Below are 19266 nucleotides of genomic sequence, written 5' to 3' on the forward strand. Positions count from 1 at the left end.
ACATACGCTTATCCTTAAGCAAAGAGGAAAAGAGCGCGATGTCGAAACCGTCCCTGGTTTGTGCTCGCGAGAACTGGCGGGCACGGTAACAAGGGCAGAAAAAAATCTATGTAGGAAGACTCGCTGAAGAATGCGGGAACATTCCTCAATACGATTTCAGTTTCAACAGGAACGGTGTAGCTGCCTACTGAGTACTTGGGTTGTATGCAGTTTTGCGTTTCGGCACATGACAATTTCAGTCAAGGCATAGGTCGTCGGACAATTTCGTGCTTAACTTCGGCCTCTTGCATGCTCAACAACAACGTTCAGAAGGACTCAAGTCATGGCTCAAGTCACCCTTAAAGGCAATCCGGTTCAAGTCAACGGCCAGTTGCCACAAGCCGGTTCCAAGGCGCCAGCCTTTTCCCTGGTTGCCGGCAATTTGTCGGATGTCTCCCTGAAAGACTTCGCCGGCAAGCGCAAAGTGCTGAACATCTTCCCAAGCGTCGACACACCGACCTGCGCCACCTCCGTGCGCAAGTTCAACGCTCAGGCCAACGACATCAGCAACACCGTGGTGCTGTGCATCTCGGCTGACCTGCCGTTCGCTCAGGCTCGCTTCTGCGGCGCTGAAGGTCTGGAAAATGTCCAGAACCTGTCGACCTTGCGCGGTGTCGAGTTCATCGAGAACTACGGTGTGGCCATCGCTGACGGCCCACTCAAAGGCCTGACCGCTCGTGCCGTGGTGGTTCTGGACGAAAACGACAACGTTCTGCACAGCGAACTGGTCAAGGAAATCGCTGAAGAGCCTAATTACGAAGCGGCCCTGGCCGTCTTGAAATAAATGTTCTGAAACAAGCGCTTTACAATTGTTAACGGCCTGGCACTGTCCAGGCCGTTTTCATTTGTGTATCAGTGTTTTGCCTCACACCTTGAAACGTAAGTTGAAGGTAAATTGCCGGTAAAGCTGCTTTGCTAAATCCCCACCAGTGCTTATCGTTCAGCCTCCCGTAAAAGAAGCCCACGCGCCCAATGGTTAATCACTCCATGCAATCGTCCCCACGCAACGCCCGTCGCTGGCTGATCAGCCTGCTTGTCTTGTTGGTTATCGCCGTCCTGTGCTGGAAATTCTGGCCTGCCGGTTCAGCCCACAAGGAGGGTGACGAGAAAGCGGCGGCCGGTCATACCGGGCGTTCCGGGATGATGCGACCGGGCTTCGGTGGTGGCACGGGGCCTGTTCCGGTGCGGGTGGCGCCGGCCGTCACGGGCGACTTCCCGCTGTATTACAAGGCTTTGGGCACGGTGACCGCGCTCAACACCATCAACGTGCGCAGCCGGGTGGGTGGCGAACTGGTCAAGATCAATTTTGAAGAAGGCCAGATGGTCAAGGCTGGCGACTTGCTGGCAGAGATCGATCCGCGTCCGTACCAGAACGCCTTGCTCCAGGCCGAGGGCACCTTGCTGCAAAATCAGGCGCAACTGAAAAACGCGAAGGTCGATGTCGAGCGTTATCGTGGGTTGTACAAAGAAGACAGCATCGCCAAGCAGACCCTGGACACCGCCGAGGCGCTGGTCGGCCAGTATCTGGGCACGGTCAAGACCAATCAGGCGGCAGTCAACGACGCCAGACTCAATCTCGAATTCACCAAGATCCGTGCGCCAATTACCGGTCGCGTCGGCTTGCGTCAGGTAGACGTCGGTAATCTGGTGACCGCCAACGACACCACGTCCCTCGCGGTAATCACCCAGACGCAACCGATCAGCGTCGCCTTCACGCTGCCGGAAAACAGCCTCGAAACCGTGCTTGCCCGCTACCGAAGCGGCGCCAAACTACCAGCCGAGGCCTGGGATCGCGGCGATACCAAACTGCAAGCCAGCGGCGTACTGCAAAGCCTCGACAACCAGATCGACGTGGCCACCGGCACTCTGAAATTCAAGGCCCGCTACGATAACCGTGATCAGGCGCTGTTTCCCAACCAGTTCGTCAACGTTCACTTGCTGGCCGACACCCTTAAAGGTGTGGTGCTGGTACCGTCCGCCGCCGTTCAATTCGGCACTAACGGCACCTTCGCTTACGCGCTTGATGGCGACAAGAACGTCACTATTCGCCAATTGAAGGTCGGCGCCAGTGACGGCGAAAACACGGTTATCAACGAAGGCCTCGCCGCTGGTGATCGTGTGGTGCTCGAAGGCACCGACCGTCTGAAAGAGGGCAGTGAGGTCGAGGTGGTCAACGACAGCAATCAGGTGCCCACCACCCCGACCGAGCACTTGCAAGGCCAATCCGCTGCCACGCCTGCTGACGCCGCTGTCACCGACAAGGCCAAGAAGGGCGCATGAACATTTCGCGGCTGTTCATCCTCCGTCCGGTAGCCACCACCCTGAGCATGCTGGCCATTGTTTTGGCCGGCCTGATCGCTTACCGCTTGCTGCCCGTGTCGGCGCTGCCCCAGGTCGACTACCCGACCATCCGCGTCATGACCCTCTATCCCGGCGCCAGCCCGGACGTGATGACCAGTGCCGTCACTGCGCCGCTTGAACGTCAGTTCGGGCAAATGCCGGGCCTCACTCAAATGGCTTCAACCAGTTCCGGCGGCGCCTCGGTGCTGACCCTGCGCTTCAGCCTCGACATCAACATGGACGTCGCCGAACAGCAGGTGCAAGCCGCGATCAACGCCGCGACCAATCTGTTGCCAAGCGACTTGCCGGCGCCACCGGTTTACAACAAGGTCAACCCGGCGGACACCCCGGTGCTGACCCTGGCGATTACCTCGAAAACCATGCTCCTGCCCAAACTCAATGATCTGGTCGATACGCGCATGGCGCAGAAAATCGCCCAGATCAGCGGCGTCGGTATGGTCAGTATTGCCGGTGGTCAGCGTCAGGCCGTGCGGATCAAGGTCAACCCGCAGGCTCTGGCTGCCAACAGCTTGAACCTGTCGGACGTGCGCACCCTGATCGCCGCCTCCAACGTCAACCAGCCCAAAGGCAACTTCGACGGCCCGACGCGGGTGTCGATGCTCGACGCCAACGATCAACTGACCTCGCCGAAGGACTACGCCAACCTGATCCTCGCCTACAAGAACGGCGCGCCGTTACGGCTCAAGGATGTCGCGCAAATCGTCGACGGCGCAGAAAACGAACGTCTGGCGGCGTGGGCCAACCTTAATCAGGCGGTTTTGCTGAACATCCAGCGTCAACCGGGCGCCAACGTGATCGAGGTGGTCGACCGGATCAAGGCGCTGCTGCCGAGCATCACCGACAACCTGCCGGCCGGGCTCGATGTAACGGTACTGACTGACCGCACCCAAACCATTCGTGCCTCGGTTACCGACGTGCAGCACGAACTGCTGATCGCCATCGCGCTGGTGGTCATGGTGACGTTTCTGTTCCTGCGCCGTGCCAGTGCGACGATCATTCCATCGGTGGCCGTGCCGCTGTCGCTGATCGGTACGTTCGGCGTGATGTACCTCGCCGGGTTCTCGGTCAACAACCTGACCTTGATGGCCCTGACCATCGCCACCGGTTTTGTGGTCGACGATGCGATCGTGATGCTGGAAAACATCGCGCGTTTCATCGAGGAGGGCGATAGCCCCCTGCAAGCTGCGCTCAAGGGCGCCAAGCAGATCGGGTTCACCCTGATCTCTCTGACGTTGTCGCTGATCGCGGTGCTGATTCCGCTGTTGTTCATGGCGGACGTGGTTGGGCGACTGTTCCGCGAATTCGCTATCACCCTCGCGGTGGCGATCCTGATTTCGCTTGTTGTCTCGCTCACGCTGACGCCGATGATGTGCGCACGCTTGCTCAAACGTGAACCCGAGCCCCATGAACAGGGGCGTTTTTATCGAGCCAGCGGCGCGTGCATCGACTGGATGATTGCGGCCTACGGGCGCAAATTGCAGTGGGTGCTCAAGCATCAGTCGCTGACGCTGATGGTAGCCATCGGCACGTTGGCGCTCACTGTGTTCCTTTATTTGGTCGTGCCCAAGGGTTTCTTTCCGGTGCAGGACACCGGGGTGATTCAGGGCATTTCCGAGGCGCCGCAATCGATTTCCTTCGCCGCCATGAGTGAGCGTCAGCAGGAACTGGCGAAGGTGATTCTTGAAGATCCGGCGGTACAAAGCCTGTCGTCCTACATCGGTGTCGACGGCGATAACGCCACGCTGAACAGCGGTCGCTTGCTGATCAATCTCAAGCCTCACGGCGAGCGCGATCTGTCGGCTACCGAAGTGATCGCACGGCTGCAACCGCCACTCGCCAAACTGGTCGGTATCCGCCTGTATATGCAGCCGGTGCAAGACCTGACCATCGAGGACCGGGTCAGCCGCACCCAGTACCAGTTCAGCATGTCGTCGCCGGACTCCGAACTGCTGAGCCTGTGGAGCGGGCGTCTGGTCGAGGCACTGGCGCAGCGTCCGGAACTGACCGATGTTGCCAGCGATTTGCAGGACAAAGGTTTGCAGGTCTACCTGGTGATCGACCGTGATGCGGCTTCGCGCCTCGGCGTTTCGGTGGCGAACATCACCGATGCGCTGTACGACGCCTTCGGCCAGCGGCAGATTTCAACCATTTACACCCAGGCCAGCCAGTACCGTGTGGTGCTGCAAGCCCAGGCCGGAGAGAAGATCGGCCCGCAGGCGCTGGATCAGATTCACGTTAAAACCACCGATGGCGCGCAGGTGCGGTTGTCGAGTCTGGCCCATGTCGAACAGCGTCAGGCACAACTGGCGATCACTCACATCGGCCAGTTCCCGGCGGTGATGATGTCGTTCAACCTCGCGCCGGGTGTGGCGCTGGGGCATGCGGTTGATGTCATCGAACAGGTGCAGAAAGACATCGGCATGCCGGTTGGCGTGCAGACACAATTCCAGGGCGCAGCCGAAGCGTTCCAGGCCTCGCTGTCGAGCACCTTGCTGCTGATTCTGGCGGCGGTTGTGACCATGTACATCGTGCTGGGCGTGCTTTACGAGAGCTACATTCACCCGATCACCATTCTCTCGACTCTGCCGTCAGCGGCGGTCGGCGCCTTGCTGGCGTTGCTGCTGAGCGGCAATGACCTGGGCATGATCGCGATCATCGGCATCATCTTGCTGATCGGTATCGTCAAGAAAAACGCGATCATGATGATCGACTTCGCCCTCGACGCCGAGCGCAATCAGGGCATGGCGCCGCAGGAGGCGATCTATCAGGCGGCGCTGTTGCGTTTCCGGCCGATCCTGATGACCACGCTGGCCGCATTGTTCGGCGCGGTACCGTTGATGCTCGCCACCGGTTCCGGCGCTGAGCTGCGCCAACCGCTGGGTCTGGTGATGGTTGGCGGCTTGCTGGTGAGCCAGGTGCTGACGTTGTTCACCACGCCGGTGATCTACCTGTATTTCGACCGTCTCGGTCGTCGCTGGGGGCGGGCGCCTTCGGCCGTGGAGCCGGTAGAGCAGCCATGAACCTCTCCGGCCCTTTCATCAAACGCCCGGTCGCGACCATGCTGCTGAGCCTGGCGATCATGCTGTTGGGTGGTGTCAGCTTCGGTCTGCTGCCGGTATCGCCGCTGCCGCAAATGGACTTCCCGGTAATCGTTGTGCAGGCGAGCCTGCCCGGTGCCAGTCCGGAAGTCATGGCGTCTACGGTGGCGACGCCACTGGAGCGCTCGTTCGGCGCGATTTCTGGCGTCAACACCATGAGCAGCCGTTCCAGCCAGGGTTCGACCCGGGTCATTCTGCAATTTGACCTCGACCGCGACATCAATGGTGCCGCGCGGGAAGTGCAGGCCGCGATCAACGCTTCGCGCAACTTGTTGCCGAGCGGGATGCGCAGCATGCCGACCTACAAGAAGGTCAACCCGTCGCAGGCGCCGATCATGGTGCTGTCGCTGACCTCGGATGTGCTGGAAAAGGGGCAGCTCTACGATTTGGCCTCGACCATTCTGTCCCAGAGTCTGTCGCAGGTGCAGGGCGTGGGTGAGGTGCAGATCGGCGGCAGCTCCCTGCCGGCAGTACGCATCGAACTCGAACCGCAGGCACTGAACCAGTACGGCGTGGCACTCGACGATGTGCGCAAGACCATTGCCGACGCCAACGTGCGCCGACCCAAAGGTTCGGTCGAGGACGGGCAGCGGTCATGGCAGATCCAGGCCAACGACCAGTTGGAGAAAGCCAAGGATTACGAATCGCTGATCATCCACTACGCTGACGGTGCGGCGTTGCGTCTCAAGGACGTGGCCAAGGTCAGCGACGGCGTCGAAGATCGCTACAACAGCGGTTTCTTCAACGATGACGCGGCGGTGTTGCTGGTGATCAACCGGCAGGCCGGTGCCAACATCATCGAGACGGTCAAGGAGATCAAAGCGCAATTGCCCGCGCTGCAAGCGGTGCTGCCGGCCAGCGTGAAGCTGAACCTGGCCATGGATCGCTCCCCCGTGATCAAGGCGACACTGCACGAAGCGGAAATGACCCTGCTGATCGCTGTAGCACTGGTGATTCTGGTGGTGTTCCTGTTTCTCGGTAATTTCCGTGCATCCCTGATTCCGACGCTGGCAGTGCCGGTGTCGCTGGTCGGCACCTTCGCGGTGATGTACCTCTATGGTTTCTCGCTGAACAACCTGTCGCTGATGGCGTTGATTCTGGCCACCGGGCTGGTGGTGGACGACGCCATCGTGGTGCTGGAGAACATTTCCCGGCACATCGACGACGGCGTCAAACCGATGCAGGCCGCGTATCTCGGGGCCAAGGAAGTCGGTTTTACCTTGCTGTCGATGAACGTGTCGCTGGTGGCGGTGTTCTTGTCGATTCTGTTCATGGGCGGGATCATCGAGAGCCTGTTCCGCGAATTCTCCATCACGTTGGCAGCGGCCATTGTCGTCTCGCTGGTGGTCTCGCTGACGCTGACCCCGATGCTCTGCGCCCGGTGGCTCAAGCCGCACACGCCCGGGCAGGAAAACCGCCTGCAACGCTGGAGCCGCGAGACCAACGACTGGATGGTCGCCAGGTACGCCACCAGCCTCGACTGGGTGTTGCGCCATCGTCGTCTGACCTTGCTCAGTTTGCTGGTGACCGTTGGCGTCAACGTCGCCCTGTATGTGGTGGTGCCGAAAACCTTCATGCCGCAGCAGGACACCGGTCAGTTGATCGGTTTCGTTCGCGGTGACGACGGTCTGTCGTTCAACGTGATGCAGCCGAAAATGGAAATGTTCCGTCGCGCTGTGCTCAAGGACGAAGCGGTTGAAAGCGTCGCCGGTTTCATTGGCGGCAACAACGGCACCAACAACGCCTTCATGCTGGTGCGCCTGAAACCGATCAAGGAGCGCAACCTGTCGGCACAGAAAGTCATCGAGCGCCTGCGCAAGGAAATGCCGCAAGTGCCTGGCGCGCGATTGATGCTGATGGCCGATCAGGACCTGCAATTTGGCGGTGGCCGCGAACAGACCACTTCGCAGTACAGCTACATCTTGCAAAGCGGTGATCTGGGCGAGCTGCGCCAGTGGTATCCGAAAGTGGTGGCTGCTTTGCGCGCACTGCCGGAGCTGACCGCAATTGATGCCCGTGAAGGCAAGGGCGCGCAGCAAATAACATTGATCGTCGACCGCGATCAGGCTAAACGCTTGGATGTGGACATGGACATGGTCACCTCGGTGCTCAATAACGCGTACAGCCAGCGGCAGATCTCGACGATCTACGACAGCCTCAACCAGTACCAAGTGGTGATGGAGGTCAATCCGAAGTACGCCCAGGACCCGGTGACGCTCAAGCAGGTGCAAGTGATCACGGCTGACGGTGCGCGGATCCCGCTATCGACCATCGCTCACTACGAGAGCAGCCTGGAAGACGACCGGGTCAGCCATGAAGGGCAGTTTGCTTCGGAAGACATTTCCTTCGACATGGCCGAAGGCGTGACGGTAGAGCAGGGCAGTGCCGCCATCGAACGAGCGATTGCCAAACTCGGTTTGCCGGAAGACGTTATTGCGAAAATGGCCGGTACCGCCGACGCGTTCGCCGCGACCCAGAAGAGCCAGCCGTTCATGATTCTCGGTGCGTTGCTGGCGGTGTATCTGGTGTTGGGTGTGCTGTACGAAAGTTACATTCACCCGCTGACGATTCTGTCGACGCTGCCGTCTGCCGGAGTCGGCGCGCTGTTGTCGATCTATGCGCTGGGCGGCGAGTTCAGCCTGATTTCACTGCTCGGGCTGTTTCTGTTGATCGGTGTGGTGAAGAAAAACGCCATCCTGATGATCGACCTGGCGCTGCAACTGGAACGGCATCAAGGCATGACGCCGCAGGAATCGATCCGCAGTGCCTGCTTGCAACGTCTGCGACCTATTCTGATGACCACACTGGCAGCGATCCTCGGTGCCTTGCCGTTGCTGCTCAGCCGGGCCGAAGGCGCGGAAATGCGCCAGCCGTTGGGCCTGACCATCATCGGCGGGCTGATTTTCAGCCAAGTGCTGACGCTTTACACCACGCCTGTGGTTTACCTCTATCTCGACAAGCTGCGCCATCGCTTCAATAAATGGCGTGGCGTGCGTACTGACGCCGCTCTGGAAACTCCGCTATGACTGACCGTTCGCTTATCAATCTGGCCACTGTTCGCGGCTCGCGTCTGTTGAGCCTTTCGCTGTGCGTGGCGATGCTCAGTGCTTGCGCTGTCGGCCCGGACTATCAGCGCCCGCAGACGGCTGAAATCGCGCAATACAAGGAAGCCGAAGGCTGGCGTCAGGCCAACCCGAGCGATTCGCTGGCCCGTGGCGCTTGGTGGGAGCTGTATGGCGATCAGCAACTCAACGGGCTGATCGAGAAGCTCAACAGTTCCAACCAGACGGTTGCGCAATCGCAAGCCCAATACCGACAGGCCCAAGCCTTGGTGCGCAGTGCGCGTGGCGCTTTTTATCCAAGTGTCGACTTGAGTCTGGGCAAGACCCGCTCGAGTCAGGGCACCGGCAGTAGCAGTTCGAGTCTGAGCAGTTCCGCCAGCGGTATTCGCGACACCTACAACGCGCAACTGGGCGTCAGTTGGGAGGCGGATATCTGGGGCAAATTGCGCCGAGGGCTAGAATCTGACAAGGCCAGTGCCCAGGCGAGCTTCGCCGATCTGGCGGCAATGCGCCTGAGCCAGCAATCGGAATTGGTGCAGAACTACCTGCAATTGCGGGTCATCGATCAACAGAAACGTCTGCTCGAAGCCACTGTTGCGGCGTATGAGCGTTCGCTGAAAATGACCCAGAACCAATACCGCGCCGGTGTTTCCGGGCGTGATGCGGTGGCTCAGGCACAGACACAGCTCAAAAGTACCCAGGCCGATCTGGTCGACCTGATCTGGCAGCGCGCGCAGTTCGAAAACGCCGTCGCCGTACTGACCGGGCAAGCGCCAGCGGATTTCAGCATCGCGCAAACCCAAACCATTCCCGATCTGCCGCAAGTGCCTTTGAGCCTGCCATCGCAGTTGCTGGAGCGCCGTCCGGACATCGCCTCGGCCGAACGCTCGGTGATTGCCGCCAACGCCAAAATAGGTGTGGCGAAAGCGGCGTACTACCCGGATCTGTCCCTGAGCCTGAGTGGCGGCTACAGCAGCAGTAAGTCCCAAGACCTGATCAGCTTGCCGAACCGCTTTTGGTCGGTAGGGCCGAAACTGGACTTGCCGCTGTTTGACGGCGGCATACGCTCGGCTGAAGTCGACCGCACCGAGGCGGTCTACGACCAGACCGTTGCCAAGTACCGGCAGACCGTACTCGATGGCTTGCGTGAAGTTGAAAACTATCTGGTGCAGCTAAAAGTGTATGAGGACGAAGCGGCTGTGCGTCAGGAAGCACTCGATGCGGCGCGCGATTCGCTGCGCCTGACGGAAAACCAGTACAAGGCCGGGTTGATTGCCTACATCGACGTGGTCGTGGTGCAAGCCACTGCACTGAGCAACGAGCGCAGCGTGCTGAGCCTATTGCAGAGTCGATTGATCGCCAGTGTGCAGTTGATTGCCGCGCTGGGCGGTGGCTGGGATGGGCAACTCGATGTCAGCGACAGCCGTTAGACCGGTAGGTTTGCTCGCGAAAGCGTCGCAACTTTTGGCATTTCACTGCCTGAAACACTGTTTTCGCGAGCAAGCCCGCAGCAAATGAGCGTCGACCCAGAGCCTTTCAGAACGATCGAACAAGCGTTTCATCGACTTGATGGCAATTTGGTTACTTTGTCAGTGCGTTCTTCTGCGCAATCAGTACAATCGCTGATTTTGCCCGACCGAGAATCGATGCAGTCCGGTTAGGGAGACGACGAGAAACCCTATGCTCATTGGTAGCTATTCCTCCACTTTGGTTTTCATTTCGTTGTGTGTGGCGATCCTCGCGTCGTACACCGCGCTCGATCTCACCGGACGCATCGCCACTGCCAAAGGCCGTTCCGTGCATTTCTGGACCGCCGGTGGTGCATTGGCCATGGGCGTTGGCGTGTGGTCGATGCACTTCATCGGCATGCTCGCCTTCAGGCTACCGATCGATCTGGGCTACGACATCAACATCACGGCGCTGTCGCTGCTGATCGCTGTGCTGTCCTGCGGTTTCGCCTTGTGGCTGGTCAGCCAGCCGAAACTACCGATTGCTCAGTTAGCGTTCGGTGCGCTGATCATGGGCGCCGGCATCAGCGCCATGCATTACACCGGCATGGCGGCGATGCGAATGACGCCGGGGATCGATTACGATCCTGCGTTGTTCGGTGCGTCCCTGTTGATCGCTGTCGGTGCCTCAGCGGCGGCGTTGTGGATCGCTTTCCGCCTGCGCCAGCATTCGCCCCATGTTCGTCTGATTCGCGGTGGTGCCGCGGTGATCATGGGTATCGCCATCGTCGGCATGCATTACACCGGCATGGCCGCCGCGCAATTCCCTGACGGCAGTTTTTGCGGCGCGACGCTCAATGGCCTGAAGGGCAACGGGCTCGACAGTCTGGTGCTGATCACCACGTTGGCGGTGCTGTCGATTGCCTTGCTGACCTCGATTCTCGACGCTCGGCTTGAAACGCGCACCGCCGGGCTGGCGCATTCGTTGACCGTGGCCAACCGCGAACTCACGCAACTGGCGCTGCACGACACCTTGACCGGTCTGCCTAACCGCATGTTGCTTGACGACCGGATCAATCAGGCGATGAAAAAGGTCGATGAACAGGGCGGCTGTTTTGCCTTGATGTTCATCGATCTGGATGGGTTCAAACCCGTCAACGATGCATTCGGCCATCACATGGGCGATCAGTTGTTGCGCGAAGTTGGTGTGCGCCTGCGGGAAGACTTGCGCAGCCAGGACACGCTGGCGCGGATCGGCGGCGATGAGTTTGTGCTGCTGGTGCGCCTGACCGAACCCAACGACGCAGTGGGGCTGGCGGCACGTCAGGTCGGGTTGGTTGCGCAGTCGTTTCGCGTTGCCGAGCATGACTTGCAGATTTCCGCCAGTGTTGGCATCGCCCTGTACCCCGGCAATGGCCGGACCGCTCAGGAACTGCTGATGAACGCCGATGCGGCGATGTATCACGCCAAGGGTGCCGGCAAGAACGGTTACAGCTTCTTTGACGCGTCGATGAACAGCAACGCACGCAAGCAGTTGCAGTTACTGCAGGACTTGCGTGCGGCCCTGGAGCACAGCCAGTTCACCCTGCATTACCAGCCCAAGTTCGACGCTGCCAATGGGCGCCCGGTCGGTGCCGAAGCACTGCTGCGTTGGCAACACCCGATCCACGGTTTGCTGATGCCGGACAAATTCATCGATCTGGCCGAGAAAACCGGCGTGATCATTCCGATCGGAGAGTGGGTGCTTAACGAGGCCTGCCGTCAGATGCGCGAGTGGTATGTGCTTGGCTATACCGACTGGCGTATCGCGGTCAACCTGTCGGCCTTGCAGTTCTGTCATGCCGGCCTGGTGCAAAGCGTCGCCAAGGCGCTGGCGACGCACCATTTGCCGGCGAACAGCCTGACCCTGGAGATCACCGAAACCACGGCCATGAGCGACGCCGATGCGAGCATGACGGTGCTGCAGGAGTTGTCGGACATGGGCGTTGACCTGTCGATCGACGACTTCGGCACCGGCTATTCGAGCCTGATGTACCTCAAGCGTCTGCCGGCCAATGAGTTGAAGATCGACCGTGGGTTTGTGCGGGATCTGGAGCACGACAGCGACGATGCGGCGATTGTCTCGGCAATTGTTGCGCTGGGACAGGCGCTGGGGCTGCGGATTGTGGCTGAGGGTGTGGAGACCGGTGTGCAGCAGGACTTCCTGACAAAACTGGGCTGTGATTCGTTGCAGGGCTATCTGCTGGGGTATCCGATGCCGGCGGACAAATTCATGCAGGACATTGCCCGGGGCGAGAAGCAGGCGGCCGTCTGAGTTAACCCTCACAAGAACATCTTCAGCCTCGCCATTGCTGTGGTCGCAGACCTAGCCTTTGACACGGCTCATGCAAAACCTGCCAATGGCGGTTATTCTTCTCCCCGACTGTTACGTGTGAATTTGGGGGAAAGGCCGGCATGGATAAAGTCATTGTGATTACCGGTGGCGGGCGCGGGATTGGCGCCGCTACGGCTTTGTTGGCTGCCGGGAAGGGCTATCGGATCTGCATCAACTACCAGTCAGACGAACAGGCCGCGCAAAGCGTGCTGGAGCAAGTCAGAGCGCTTGGCGCAACAGCCATCGCGGTGCGCGCTGACGTCAGCATTGAAGACGAAGTGGTCGCGCTGTTTCATCGGGTCGATACCGAACTGGGACGGGTCACCGCACTGGTCAACAATGCCGGCACCGTCGGGCATAAATCGCGGGTCGACGAAATGTCCGAATTCCGCATTCTCAAAACCATGAAAACCAATGTCCTGGCGCCGATCCTCTGTGCCAAGCACGCGATCCTGCGCATGTCGCCCAAACACGGCGGGCAGGGCGGCAGTATCGTCAACGTGTCGTCGGTCGCATCGCGCCTGGGGTCGCCTAACGAATACGTGGATTACGCCGCGTCCAAAGGCGCACTTGATTCGTTCACCATCGGTTTGTCCAAGGAAGTGGCGGGCGAGGGGATTCGGGTCAACGCGGTGCGTCCGGGCTTCATCTACACCGATTTCCATGCGCTGAGCGGCGATCCGGATCGGGTCAGCAAGCTTGAGTCGGCTATTCCGATGGCTCGAGGCGGGCGGCCGGACGAAGTGGCTGAGGCGATTGTCTGGTTGCTGTCGGACAAAGCTTCTTATGCCACCGGGACCTTTGTTGATCTCGGCGGCGGGCGTTGAATTCAGGGACTCAAGCGTCTGGGCGGGTTCCATCGCTGGCAAGCCTGCGATGGAACCCGTTCAATCAACATAAAAAACTCAGAACGACCGGACAATCCGCCCCAACGTCTCCATCGCTTTCTCCGAGTCTTCAGTCCAGGGGCTGCCGTAATTCAAGCGAATGCAGTTCCTGAACCGTTGGGTCGGTGAAAAAATCGGCCCCGGCGCGATGCTGATGCCTTGCGCCAGCGCCATCTGAAACAACTTCAACGAATCCATCTGCGGTGGCAATTCCAGCCACAGGAAGTAGCCGCCGGCCGGCTGGCTGACCCGTGTCTGTGCCGGGAAATAACGGGCAATCGCGGCGAGCATCGCACTTTGCTGTTCCTCCAGCGCATACCGCAGTTTGCGCAAGTGCCGGTCGTAGCCGCCGTGTTGCAGATAGTCGGCAATTGCTGCCTGCGCCGGCATCGAGGCGCACAGCGAGGTCATCAGTTTCAGCCGTTCGATTTTCTGCGCGTAACGTCCGGCAGCGACCCAGCCAATGCGGTAGCCGGGGGCCAGGCTTTTGGCGAACGAACCGCAATGCATCACCAGCCCTTCGGTGTCGAAGGCCTTGGCCGGTTTCGGCGCTTGTTGGCCGTAATAGAGTTCGGCGTAGACGTCGTCCTCGATCAGCGGCACCTGGTGGCGGCGCAGCAGTTCGACCAGTTCCTGTTTCTTCGCCTCGGGCATGGTCGCGCCCATCGGGTTCTGGAAACTGGTCATGCACCAGCAGGCTTTGATCGGGTGACGTTCGAGGGTCTGCGCAAGTACACCCAGATCGATGCCGTCACGCGGATGCACGGGGATTTCCACGGCTTTGAGTTTCAGGCGTTCCAGCACTTGCAGGCTGGCGTAGAACGCCGGGGCTTCGATGGCCACCAGATCACCCGGTTCGGTCACGGCTTGCAGGCACAGGTTCAGCGCTTCGAGGGCGCCGTTGGTGATCAGCAGTTCTTCCATCGGCAGCATCAGCCCGCCGACCATGTAGCGCAGGGCAATCTGCCGGCGCAATTGCGGGTTGCCCGGCGACATGTCGGTGACGACCATGCGCGGGTCCATCTCCCGCGCCGCACTGGCCAGGGAACGCGACAGGCGTTGCAGCGGGAACAACGTCGGGCTGGGGAACGCTGAGCCAAAAGGTACTGTGCTCGGATCCTTGATCGAGTCCAGCACCGAGAACACCAGTTCGCTGACATCGACCTCGGTGGAGTCGTTGACGTGACTGCTGATCACCGGCTCCGAGAACGGACTCGGCGCGTGGGTATTGACGAAGTAGCCGGAACGCGGGCGGGCGCGGATCAGACCGCGGCGTTCGAGCAGGTAATAGGCTTGAAACACAGTAGACGGGCTGACGCCGTAAGTCTGGCTGGCGTAGCGCACCGAGGGCACGCGCTGACCGGGGCCAAGGACGCCGGAGCGGATCAGTTCAGCGATGTCGTCGGCGAATTTTTCGTAGCGTTTCATCTTGGGTCCGGATTGATTTCATTCTGGAAGACCGCGTTGCTTACATTCGCGAGCAAGCCCGCTCCCACAGAGGAATGCATTCCAAATGTGAGGGCGGGCTTGCTCGCCAATGGCCGCGCCGCAGTTTAAGGGATCAGCGATTCATCGGCGCCACAAACCTGCTCTTCGACACGCTGTAAACCTCAGGTTCATCGCTGTCGGCAATCTTGAAACTCAGGGTCTGTGAACTGCTGCTCGGGCGTTCCGTGGTCATGGCCACCGACACCGGCACATCGACAATCTCGCCGGGGGCCAGGCTCAGTTCGGTCTTGCCTTGCAACTGGAAGCCGTCGCCGTCCACCAGACTCAGGTTGTAGTCCTGGCGCTGTTGAGTCTTGTTGATGACTTTGAGGGTGTAGATGTTCTCGATCTGGCCCAGACCGTTTTCGCGGAACAGGCCGCGATCCTTGGTCACGTCCAGCGACACCATCGGCCGCTCGACCAACGCCAGGGCCAGCGCTCCGATCATCAGCAGTAACACGACGGTGTAGCCGATCAGCCGTGGCCGCAGCAGGTGGGTCTTGCCACCCTGCAATTCGCGCTCGGAACTGTAACGGATCAATCCGCGTGGGTAGTTCATTTTGTCCATGATCGAATCACAGGCGTCGATACACGCCGCGCAACCGATGCATTCCATCTGTAAACCGTCGCGAATGTCGATGCCGGTCGGGCAGACCTGCACGCACAACTGGCAATCGATGCAATCGCCCAGCCCGGCCTCGGCCGGTTTCACGTCGCGTTTGCGCGGGCCGCGGTTCTCACCACGGGCCACATCGTAGGAAATGGCCAGGGTGTCCTTGTCGAACATCACACTCTGGAACCGCGCATAAGGGCACATGTGCATGCACACCGCTTCGCGCAGCCAGCCGGCGTTGATGTAGGTGGCGGCGGTGAAGAACAGTACCCAGAACAGACTGACGCCACCGATTTGCAGGGTCAGCAACTCCTCGGCCAACGGTCGGATCGGGGTGAAGTAGCCGACGAATGTCAGGCCGGTCATCACGCTGATCGCCAGCCATAGCGTGTGCTTGGCGGCGCGGCGGGCGAGTTTGTTCAGCCCCCACGGCGCGGCTTGCAACTTGATCCGCTGGTTACGTTCGCCTTCGGTGATCTTCTCGCACCACATGAAGATCCAGGTCCACGAACTCTGCGGGCAGGTGTAACCGCACCAGACGCGGCCGGCGAACACTGTGATGGCGAACAGGCCGAACGCGGCAATGATCAGCAGGGCAGACAGCAGGATGAAATCCTGCGGCCAAAAGGTCGCGCCAAAGATGTGGAACTTGCTTTCGCCAAGGTCCCAGAGAACCGCCTGACGCCCACCCCAGTTCAGCCACACGGTGCCGAAAAACAGCAAAAACAGGAACCCCGCGCCACTCATGCGCAGGGTTCGAAACAGGCCGGTGAAGCTGCGGGTGTGGATCTGGTTATCGCTGGACTTGTTTCTCGCCTTCATTGGGCGGCCCGGCACACTTTTTATGTGGGGTGGTTCAACTTCTACGGTTCGGACGGGGATTTGTTCGCTCATGGTCGTTCGCTCATCAGCCTCCATCAGGCCGATGCACTATGAGCGCCGATCTGTTTGCATAACAGACTCAGCTATTTCAATAAAAAGCGTATCAGATGGTGTTTGCCGGCCTGCCTGCGACAACTTGAAGCAGCCCGCAGGCGCAGGCGCAAACCCCTATCTCAAGGGTTTGCGCGCTGTGTTGATCAAGGTCAGTCAAATCACCGAATCACTCTCGTCAGCCTTCAAATGCTTGCGTCCGTCCTTGGCGCCTGCAACGGTCAATGCGTCGGCTTCTGCTTCGGTGAGGTAAAGGCGCTGGCCTTCGATCTCCACGGCCGACATGGCTTTCTCGCTGTCGGTGATCACGGTCAAGTCGCCGCACAGGCGGATTTCTTCGCCGTTTTCAGTGGTGAAAAAACAGGTCTGGTTTTCGATTCGAACGGGCATGGGACGGTCCTTTTTCAGAGTTGCCTGAAAGGTTAGGGCACAGGCTTTGCTGGTCGTTCTGCGCAACCGATTAATGGTCGCCTGCTCATGGCGGCGCTCTTCAACGTGATGCCACGCATCGCAAAACCCTTTGATAGGGATCACCGATGACGGACCGTCATCAATCAGGCGCAACAATCACTGGCGGCATGGTCGTTGGCGGTTCCTCCCTGGGCGGTGGCGTCGTGCCCGGCGGTTCCTGATCGGGAATCGGCTGCGGCTCGGTCTCGGGCAAAGTGGGTTTATCGATGTTCGGATCAGGCGTTTCGGCCGGAATCGGGATACTCATCTGATGACCTCCGTGTGGCACATGGCGTGAGAAGTGCTTAAGTGAGTTGACCACCTCGCAGCGGATTCGATCCGCTTTTTTGCTCGGGCAAATCCCTGTGAACTTTTCCCGGCGCCGGTCGCTCGGAACTTAAGTGAGTTCATATCGGGGCAGGTGCCTCGTTGTGAACACTGATCCGGCACAAGAGCGTCCTTGGGGCGTTAAGGAGAGATGCTCAATGACTGCTGAAAAACCTTCTGAACTGAACTACAACCCGCACATGCCGCTGTCGCAAGCTTTGCTGCTGCCGCGCATCGTCATTGAAAACACCATGCCGACTCTCGATGGCGGTCAATTTGCCGTCAAATCCATTGTCGGGCGCGATGTGGAGGTCACCAGCAAGGTATTCGCCGACGGTCACGACAAGTTGGCGGTGCGCATTCGCTGGCGCGAGGAAGGCAAAGAGACGTGGCAAAGCGAGGTCATGTCGGAGCTGGGCAACAACGGCTGGCAAGGCCGCTTCCGCCCGGAAGATCAAGGCCGTTATGTGTATTGCATCGAAGCGTGGATCGACCATTTCGCCAGTTTTCAGTATGAACTGGAGAAGAAACACAACGCGGCGGTGCCCGTCTCACTTGAGCTGCAAGAGGGCCGCAGCATGGTGCAACAGGCTGCCGAACGCAGTGAAGGTGCGCTCAGCGAACAACTCGCTGCGCTGCACCATGAACTGTCCGGCCTGCTCGAAACCGAGCAGGTTGCGCTGTTTCTGCACTCACGCAGTGCGCATTTGATGGCCCAGGCCGATCACCGCGCCTATTTGAGCGTGAGCGCCGAATTTCCCATGGATGTCGAGCGCGAACTGGCCGAGTTTGCCAGTTGGTATGAGTTGTTTCCGCGCTCGATCACCGATGATCCCGACCGTCACGGCACCTTTAATGACGTGCATGCGCGGTTGCCGATGATTCAGGACATGGGCTTCGACGTCCTCTATTTCACGCCGATCCACCCGATCGGTCGCGCCCATCGCAAGGGCCGCAACAATTCCCTGAGCGCCGGGCCGCAGGATCCTGGCAGCCCTTACGCGATTGGCAGCGAAGAGGGGGGGCACGAGGCCATTCACTCGCAACTGGGCACCCGCGAAGACTTCCGTCGGCTGGTGGTGGCTGCCGCCGATCATGGGCTGGAGATCGCCCTCGACTTCGCCATCCAGTGCTCCCAGGATCACCCTTGGCTCAAACAGCATCCGGGCTGGTTCAACTGGCGGCCGGACGGCACGATCAAATACGCGGAAAACCCACCGAAAAAATATCAAGACATCGTCAACGTTGATTTTTACGCGCCCGACGCGCTACCGAGCCTCTGGGTTGAGCTGCGGGACATCATCGTCGGTTGGGTCGAGGAGGGCGTGAAGATCTTCCGTGTCGACAACCCGCACACCAAGCCGCTGCCGTTCTGGCAATGGCTGATTGCCGATGTGCGCGCGCTGCATCCGGAGGTGATCTTCCTCGCGGAAGCGTTCACCACGCCGGCGATGATGGCGCGGTTGGGCAAGGTCGGTTACACCCAGAGCTACACCTATTTCACCTGGCGCAACACCAAGGCAGAACTGGCGGCTTACTTCACCGAACTCAATGAGTCGCCGTGGCGCGAATGCTACCGGCCGAACTTTTTCGTCAACACGCCGGATATCAACCCGGCGTTCCTGCATGACTCGGGCCGGCCTGGGTTCTTGATTCGCGCCGCGCTGGCGACCATGGGCTCGGGCCTTTGGGGCATGTATTCGGGGTACGAGCTGTGCGAAGCGGCGCCGGTACCGGGCAAAGAGGAGTATCTGGATTCGGAGAAGTACGAGATCCGTGTCCGCGATTTCAACGCCCCCGGCAACATCATTGCCGAGATCGCCCAGCTCAACCGCATCCGCCGGCAAAACCCGGCGTTGCACACCCACCTGGGCCTGAAGGTCTACAACGCCTGGAACGACAACATCCTGTATTTCGGCAAACGCAGCGCGGACGGCCGCAACTTCATTCTGGTGGCGGTCAGCCTTGACCCGCACAACGTGCAGGAAGCGAGTTTCGAGCTGCCGCTTTGGGAGATGGGCCTGCCGGACGACGCGACCACCCATGGCGAAGACTTGATGAGCGGGCATCGCTGGGAGTGGTACGGCAAGTACCAGTTCATGCGGATTGACCCCGCGTACCAGCCGTTCGGGATTTGGCGGATAACCGCCTCCTGAGGTTGGCGAAGGTCTAATGTGGGCGCTGCT

12 protein-coding genes are annotated in these 19266 nt (G+C 59.8%); 8 read left to right on the top strand and 4 right to left on the bottom strand.

Features of this window, described 5'->3' with window-relative positions; genetic code table 11:
* The first annotated feature begins 322 nt into the window (after positions 1-322).
* The 7 genes from tpx to ACIOWA_RS16830 all read left to right on the top strand — a co-directional run bounded on the left by tpx (position 323) and on the right by ACIOWA_RS16830 (position 13209).
* Positions 323-823, top strand: a complete 501-nt coding sequence (tpx, locus tag ACIOWA_RS16800; protein WP_339538935.1) for a thiol peroxidase — start codon at positions 323-325, stop codon at positions 821-823.
* 188 nt (positions 824-1011) lie between these two features.
* Positions 1012-2319, top strand: coding sequence for an MdtA/MuxA family multidrug efflux RND transporter periplasmic adaptor subunit (locus tag ACIOWA_RS16805; RefSeq protein WP_339465818.1), 1308 nt, complete (start codon positions 1012-1014; stop codon positions 2317-2319).
* On the top strand, positions 2316-5420 hold the full coding sequence (locus ACIOWA_RS16810) for an MdtB/MuxB family multidrug efflux RND transporter permease subunit (RefSeq protein WP_401160814.1): 3105 nt from the start codon (positions 2316-2318) through the stop codon (positions 5418-5420). The genes ACIOWA_RS16805 and ACIOWA_RS16810 overlap by 4 nt, the downstream gene beginning before the upstream one ends.
* A complete protein-coding gene (locus tag ACIOWA_RS16815) occupies positions 5417-8524 on the top strand; it encodes an efflux RND transporter permease subunit (protein ID WP_401160816.1) in 3108 nt (1035 codons plus the stop codon). The genes ACIOWA_RS16810 and ACIOWA_RS16815 overlap by 4 nt, the downstream gene beginning before the upstream one ends.
* Complete coding sequence (locus ACIOWA_RS16820; protein WP_401160818.1) at positions 8521-9990, top strand: efflux transporter outer membrane subunit; 1470 nt, start codon at positions 8521-8523, stop codon at positions 9988-9990. Before ACIOWA_RS16815 ends, ACIOWA_RS16820 begins: the two co-directional genes overlap by 4 nt.
* Before the next feature lie 250 nt (positions 9991-10240).
* Positions 10241-12322: an EAL domain-containing protein gene (locus ACIOWA_RS16825; RefSeq protein ID WP_339495636.1), complete on the top strand. Its 2082-nt coding sequence runs from the start codon at positions 10241-10243 to the stop codon at positions 12320-12322.
* Between the two features lie 140 nt (positions 12323-12462).
* The gene (locus tag ACIOWA_RS16830; protein ID WP_339465808.1) at positions 12463-13209 is read left to right on the top strand and encodes an SDR family oxidoreductase; all 747 of its coding nucleotides are present in this window, start codon (positions 12463-12465) and stop codon (positions 13207-13209) included.
* A gap of 78 nt (positions 13210-13287) precedes the next feature.
* On the opposite strand, the gene mapR is transcribed toward ACIOWA_RS16830, so the two are convergent.
* The 4 genes from mapR to ACIOWA_RS16850 form a co-directional block, all read right to left on the bottom strand.
* A complete protein-coding gene (gene mapR, locus ACIOWA_RS16835; protein ID WP_007919188.1) occupies positions 13288-14697 on the bottom strand; it encodes a GntR family transcriptional regulator MpaR in 1410 nt (469 codons plus the stop codon).
* Positions 14698-14830: 133 nt separating this feature from the next.
* On the bottom strand, positions 14831-16264 hold the full coding sequence (gene ccoG / locus ACIOWA_RS16840) for a cytochrome c oxidase accessory protein CcoG (RefSeq protein WP_339465805.1): 1434 nt from the start codon (positions 16262-16264) through the stop codon (positions 14831-14833).
* 195 nt (positions 16265-16459) lie between these two features.
* Positions 16460-16693: a DUF3203 family protein gene (locus tag ACIOWA_RS16845; protein ID WP_339465804.1), complete on the bottom strand. Its 234-nt coding sequence runs from the start codon at positions 16691-16693 to the stop codon at positions 16460-16462.
* A 160-nt stretch (positions 16694-16853) separates the two neighbouring features.
* Entirely contained in the window at positions 16854-17021 is a 168-nt protein-coding gene (locus ACIOWA_RS16850; protein ID WP_339465803.1) for a hypothetical protein, read from the bottom strand.
* Between the two features lie 217 nt (positions 17022-17238).
* Here ACIOWA_RS16850 and ACIOWA_RS16855 point away from each other — a divergent pair, with 217 nt between their 5' ends.
* Positions 17239-19236, top strand: coding sequence for an alpha-1,4-glucan--maltose-1-phosphate maltosyltransferase (locus tag ACIOWA_RS16855; protein ID WP_401160822.1), 1998 nt, complete (start codon positions 17239-17241; stop codon positions 19234-19236).
* The last annotated feature ends 30 nt before the right edge of the window (positions 19237-19266 follow it).

Origin of the sequence: Pseudomonas sp. NPDC087614 (assembly GCF_044743485.1) — a bacterium.
GTDB classification, from domain to species: Bacteria; Pseudomonadota; Gammaproteobacteria; order Pseudomonadales; family Pseudomonadaceae; genus Aquipseudomonas; species Aquipseudomonas baetica_A.

Excerpts from the sequence above, each read along its gene's own strand:
- tpx (WP_339538935.1), top strand. The coding sequence starts at position 323 with ATGGCTCAAGTCACCCTTAAAGGCAATCCGGTTCAAGTCAACGGCCAG.
- ACIOWA_RS16805 (WP_339465818.1), top strand. The coding sequence starts at position 1,012 with ATGGTTAATCACTCCATGCAATCGTCCCCACGCAACGCCCGTCGCTGG.
- ACIOWA_RS16810 (WP_401160814.1), top strand. The coding sequence starts at position 2,316 with ATGAACATTTCGCGGCTGTTCATCCTCCGTCCGGTAGCCACCACCCTG.
- ACIOWA_RS16815 (WP_401160816.1), top strand. The coding sequence starts at position 5,417 with ATGAACCTCTCCGGCCCTTTCATCAAACGCCCGGTCGCGACCATGCTG.
- ACIOWA_RS16820 (WP_401160818.1), top strand. The coding sequence starts at position 8,521 with ATGACTGACCGTTCGCTTATCAATCTGGCCACTGTTCGCGGCTCGCGT.
- ACIOWA_RS16825 (WP_339495636.1), top strand. The coding sequence starts at position 10,241 with ATGCTCATTGGTAGCTATTCCTCCACTTTGGTTTTCATTTCGTTGTGT.
- ACIOWA_RS16830 (WP_339465808.1), top strand. The coding sequence starts at position 12,463 with ATGGATAAAGTCATTGTGATTACCGGTGGCGGGCGCGGGATTGGCGCC.
- mapR (WP_007919188.1), bottom strand. The coding sequence starts at position 14,697 with ATGAAACGCTACGAAAAATTCGCCGACGACATCGCTGAACTGATCCGC.
- ccoG (WP_339465805.1), bottom strand. The coding sequence starts at position 16,264 with ATGAGCGAACAAATCCCCGTCCGAACCGTAGAAGTTGAACCACCCCAC.
- ACIOWA_RS16845 (WP_339465804.1), bottom strand. The coding sequence starts at position 16,693 with ATGCCCGTTCGAATCGAAAACCAGACCTGTTTTTTCACCACTGAAAAC.
- ACIOWA_RS16850 (WP_339465803.1), bottom strand. The coding sequence starts at position 17,021 with ATGAGTATCCCGATTCCGGCCGAAACGCCTGATCCGAACATCGATAAA.
- ACIOWA_RS16855 (WP_401160822.1), top strand. The coding sequence starts at position 17,239 with ATGACTGCTGAAAAACCTTCTGAACTGAACTACAACCCGCACATGCCG.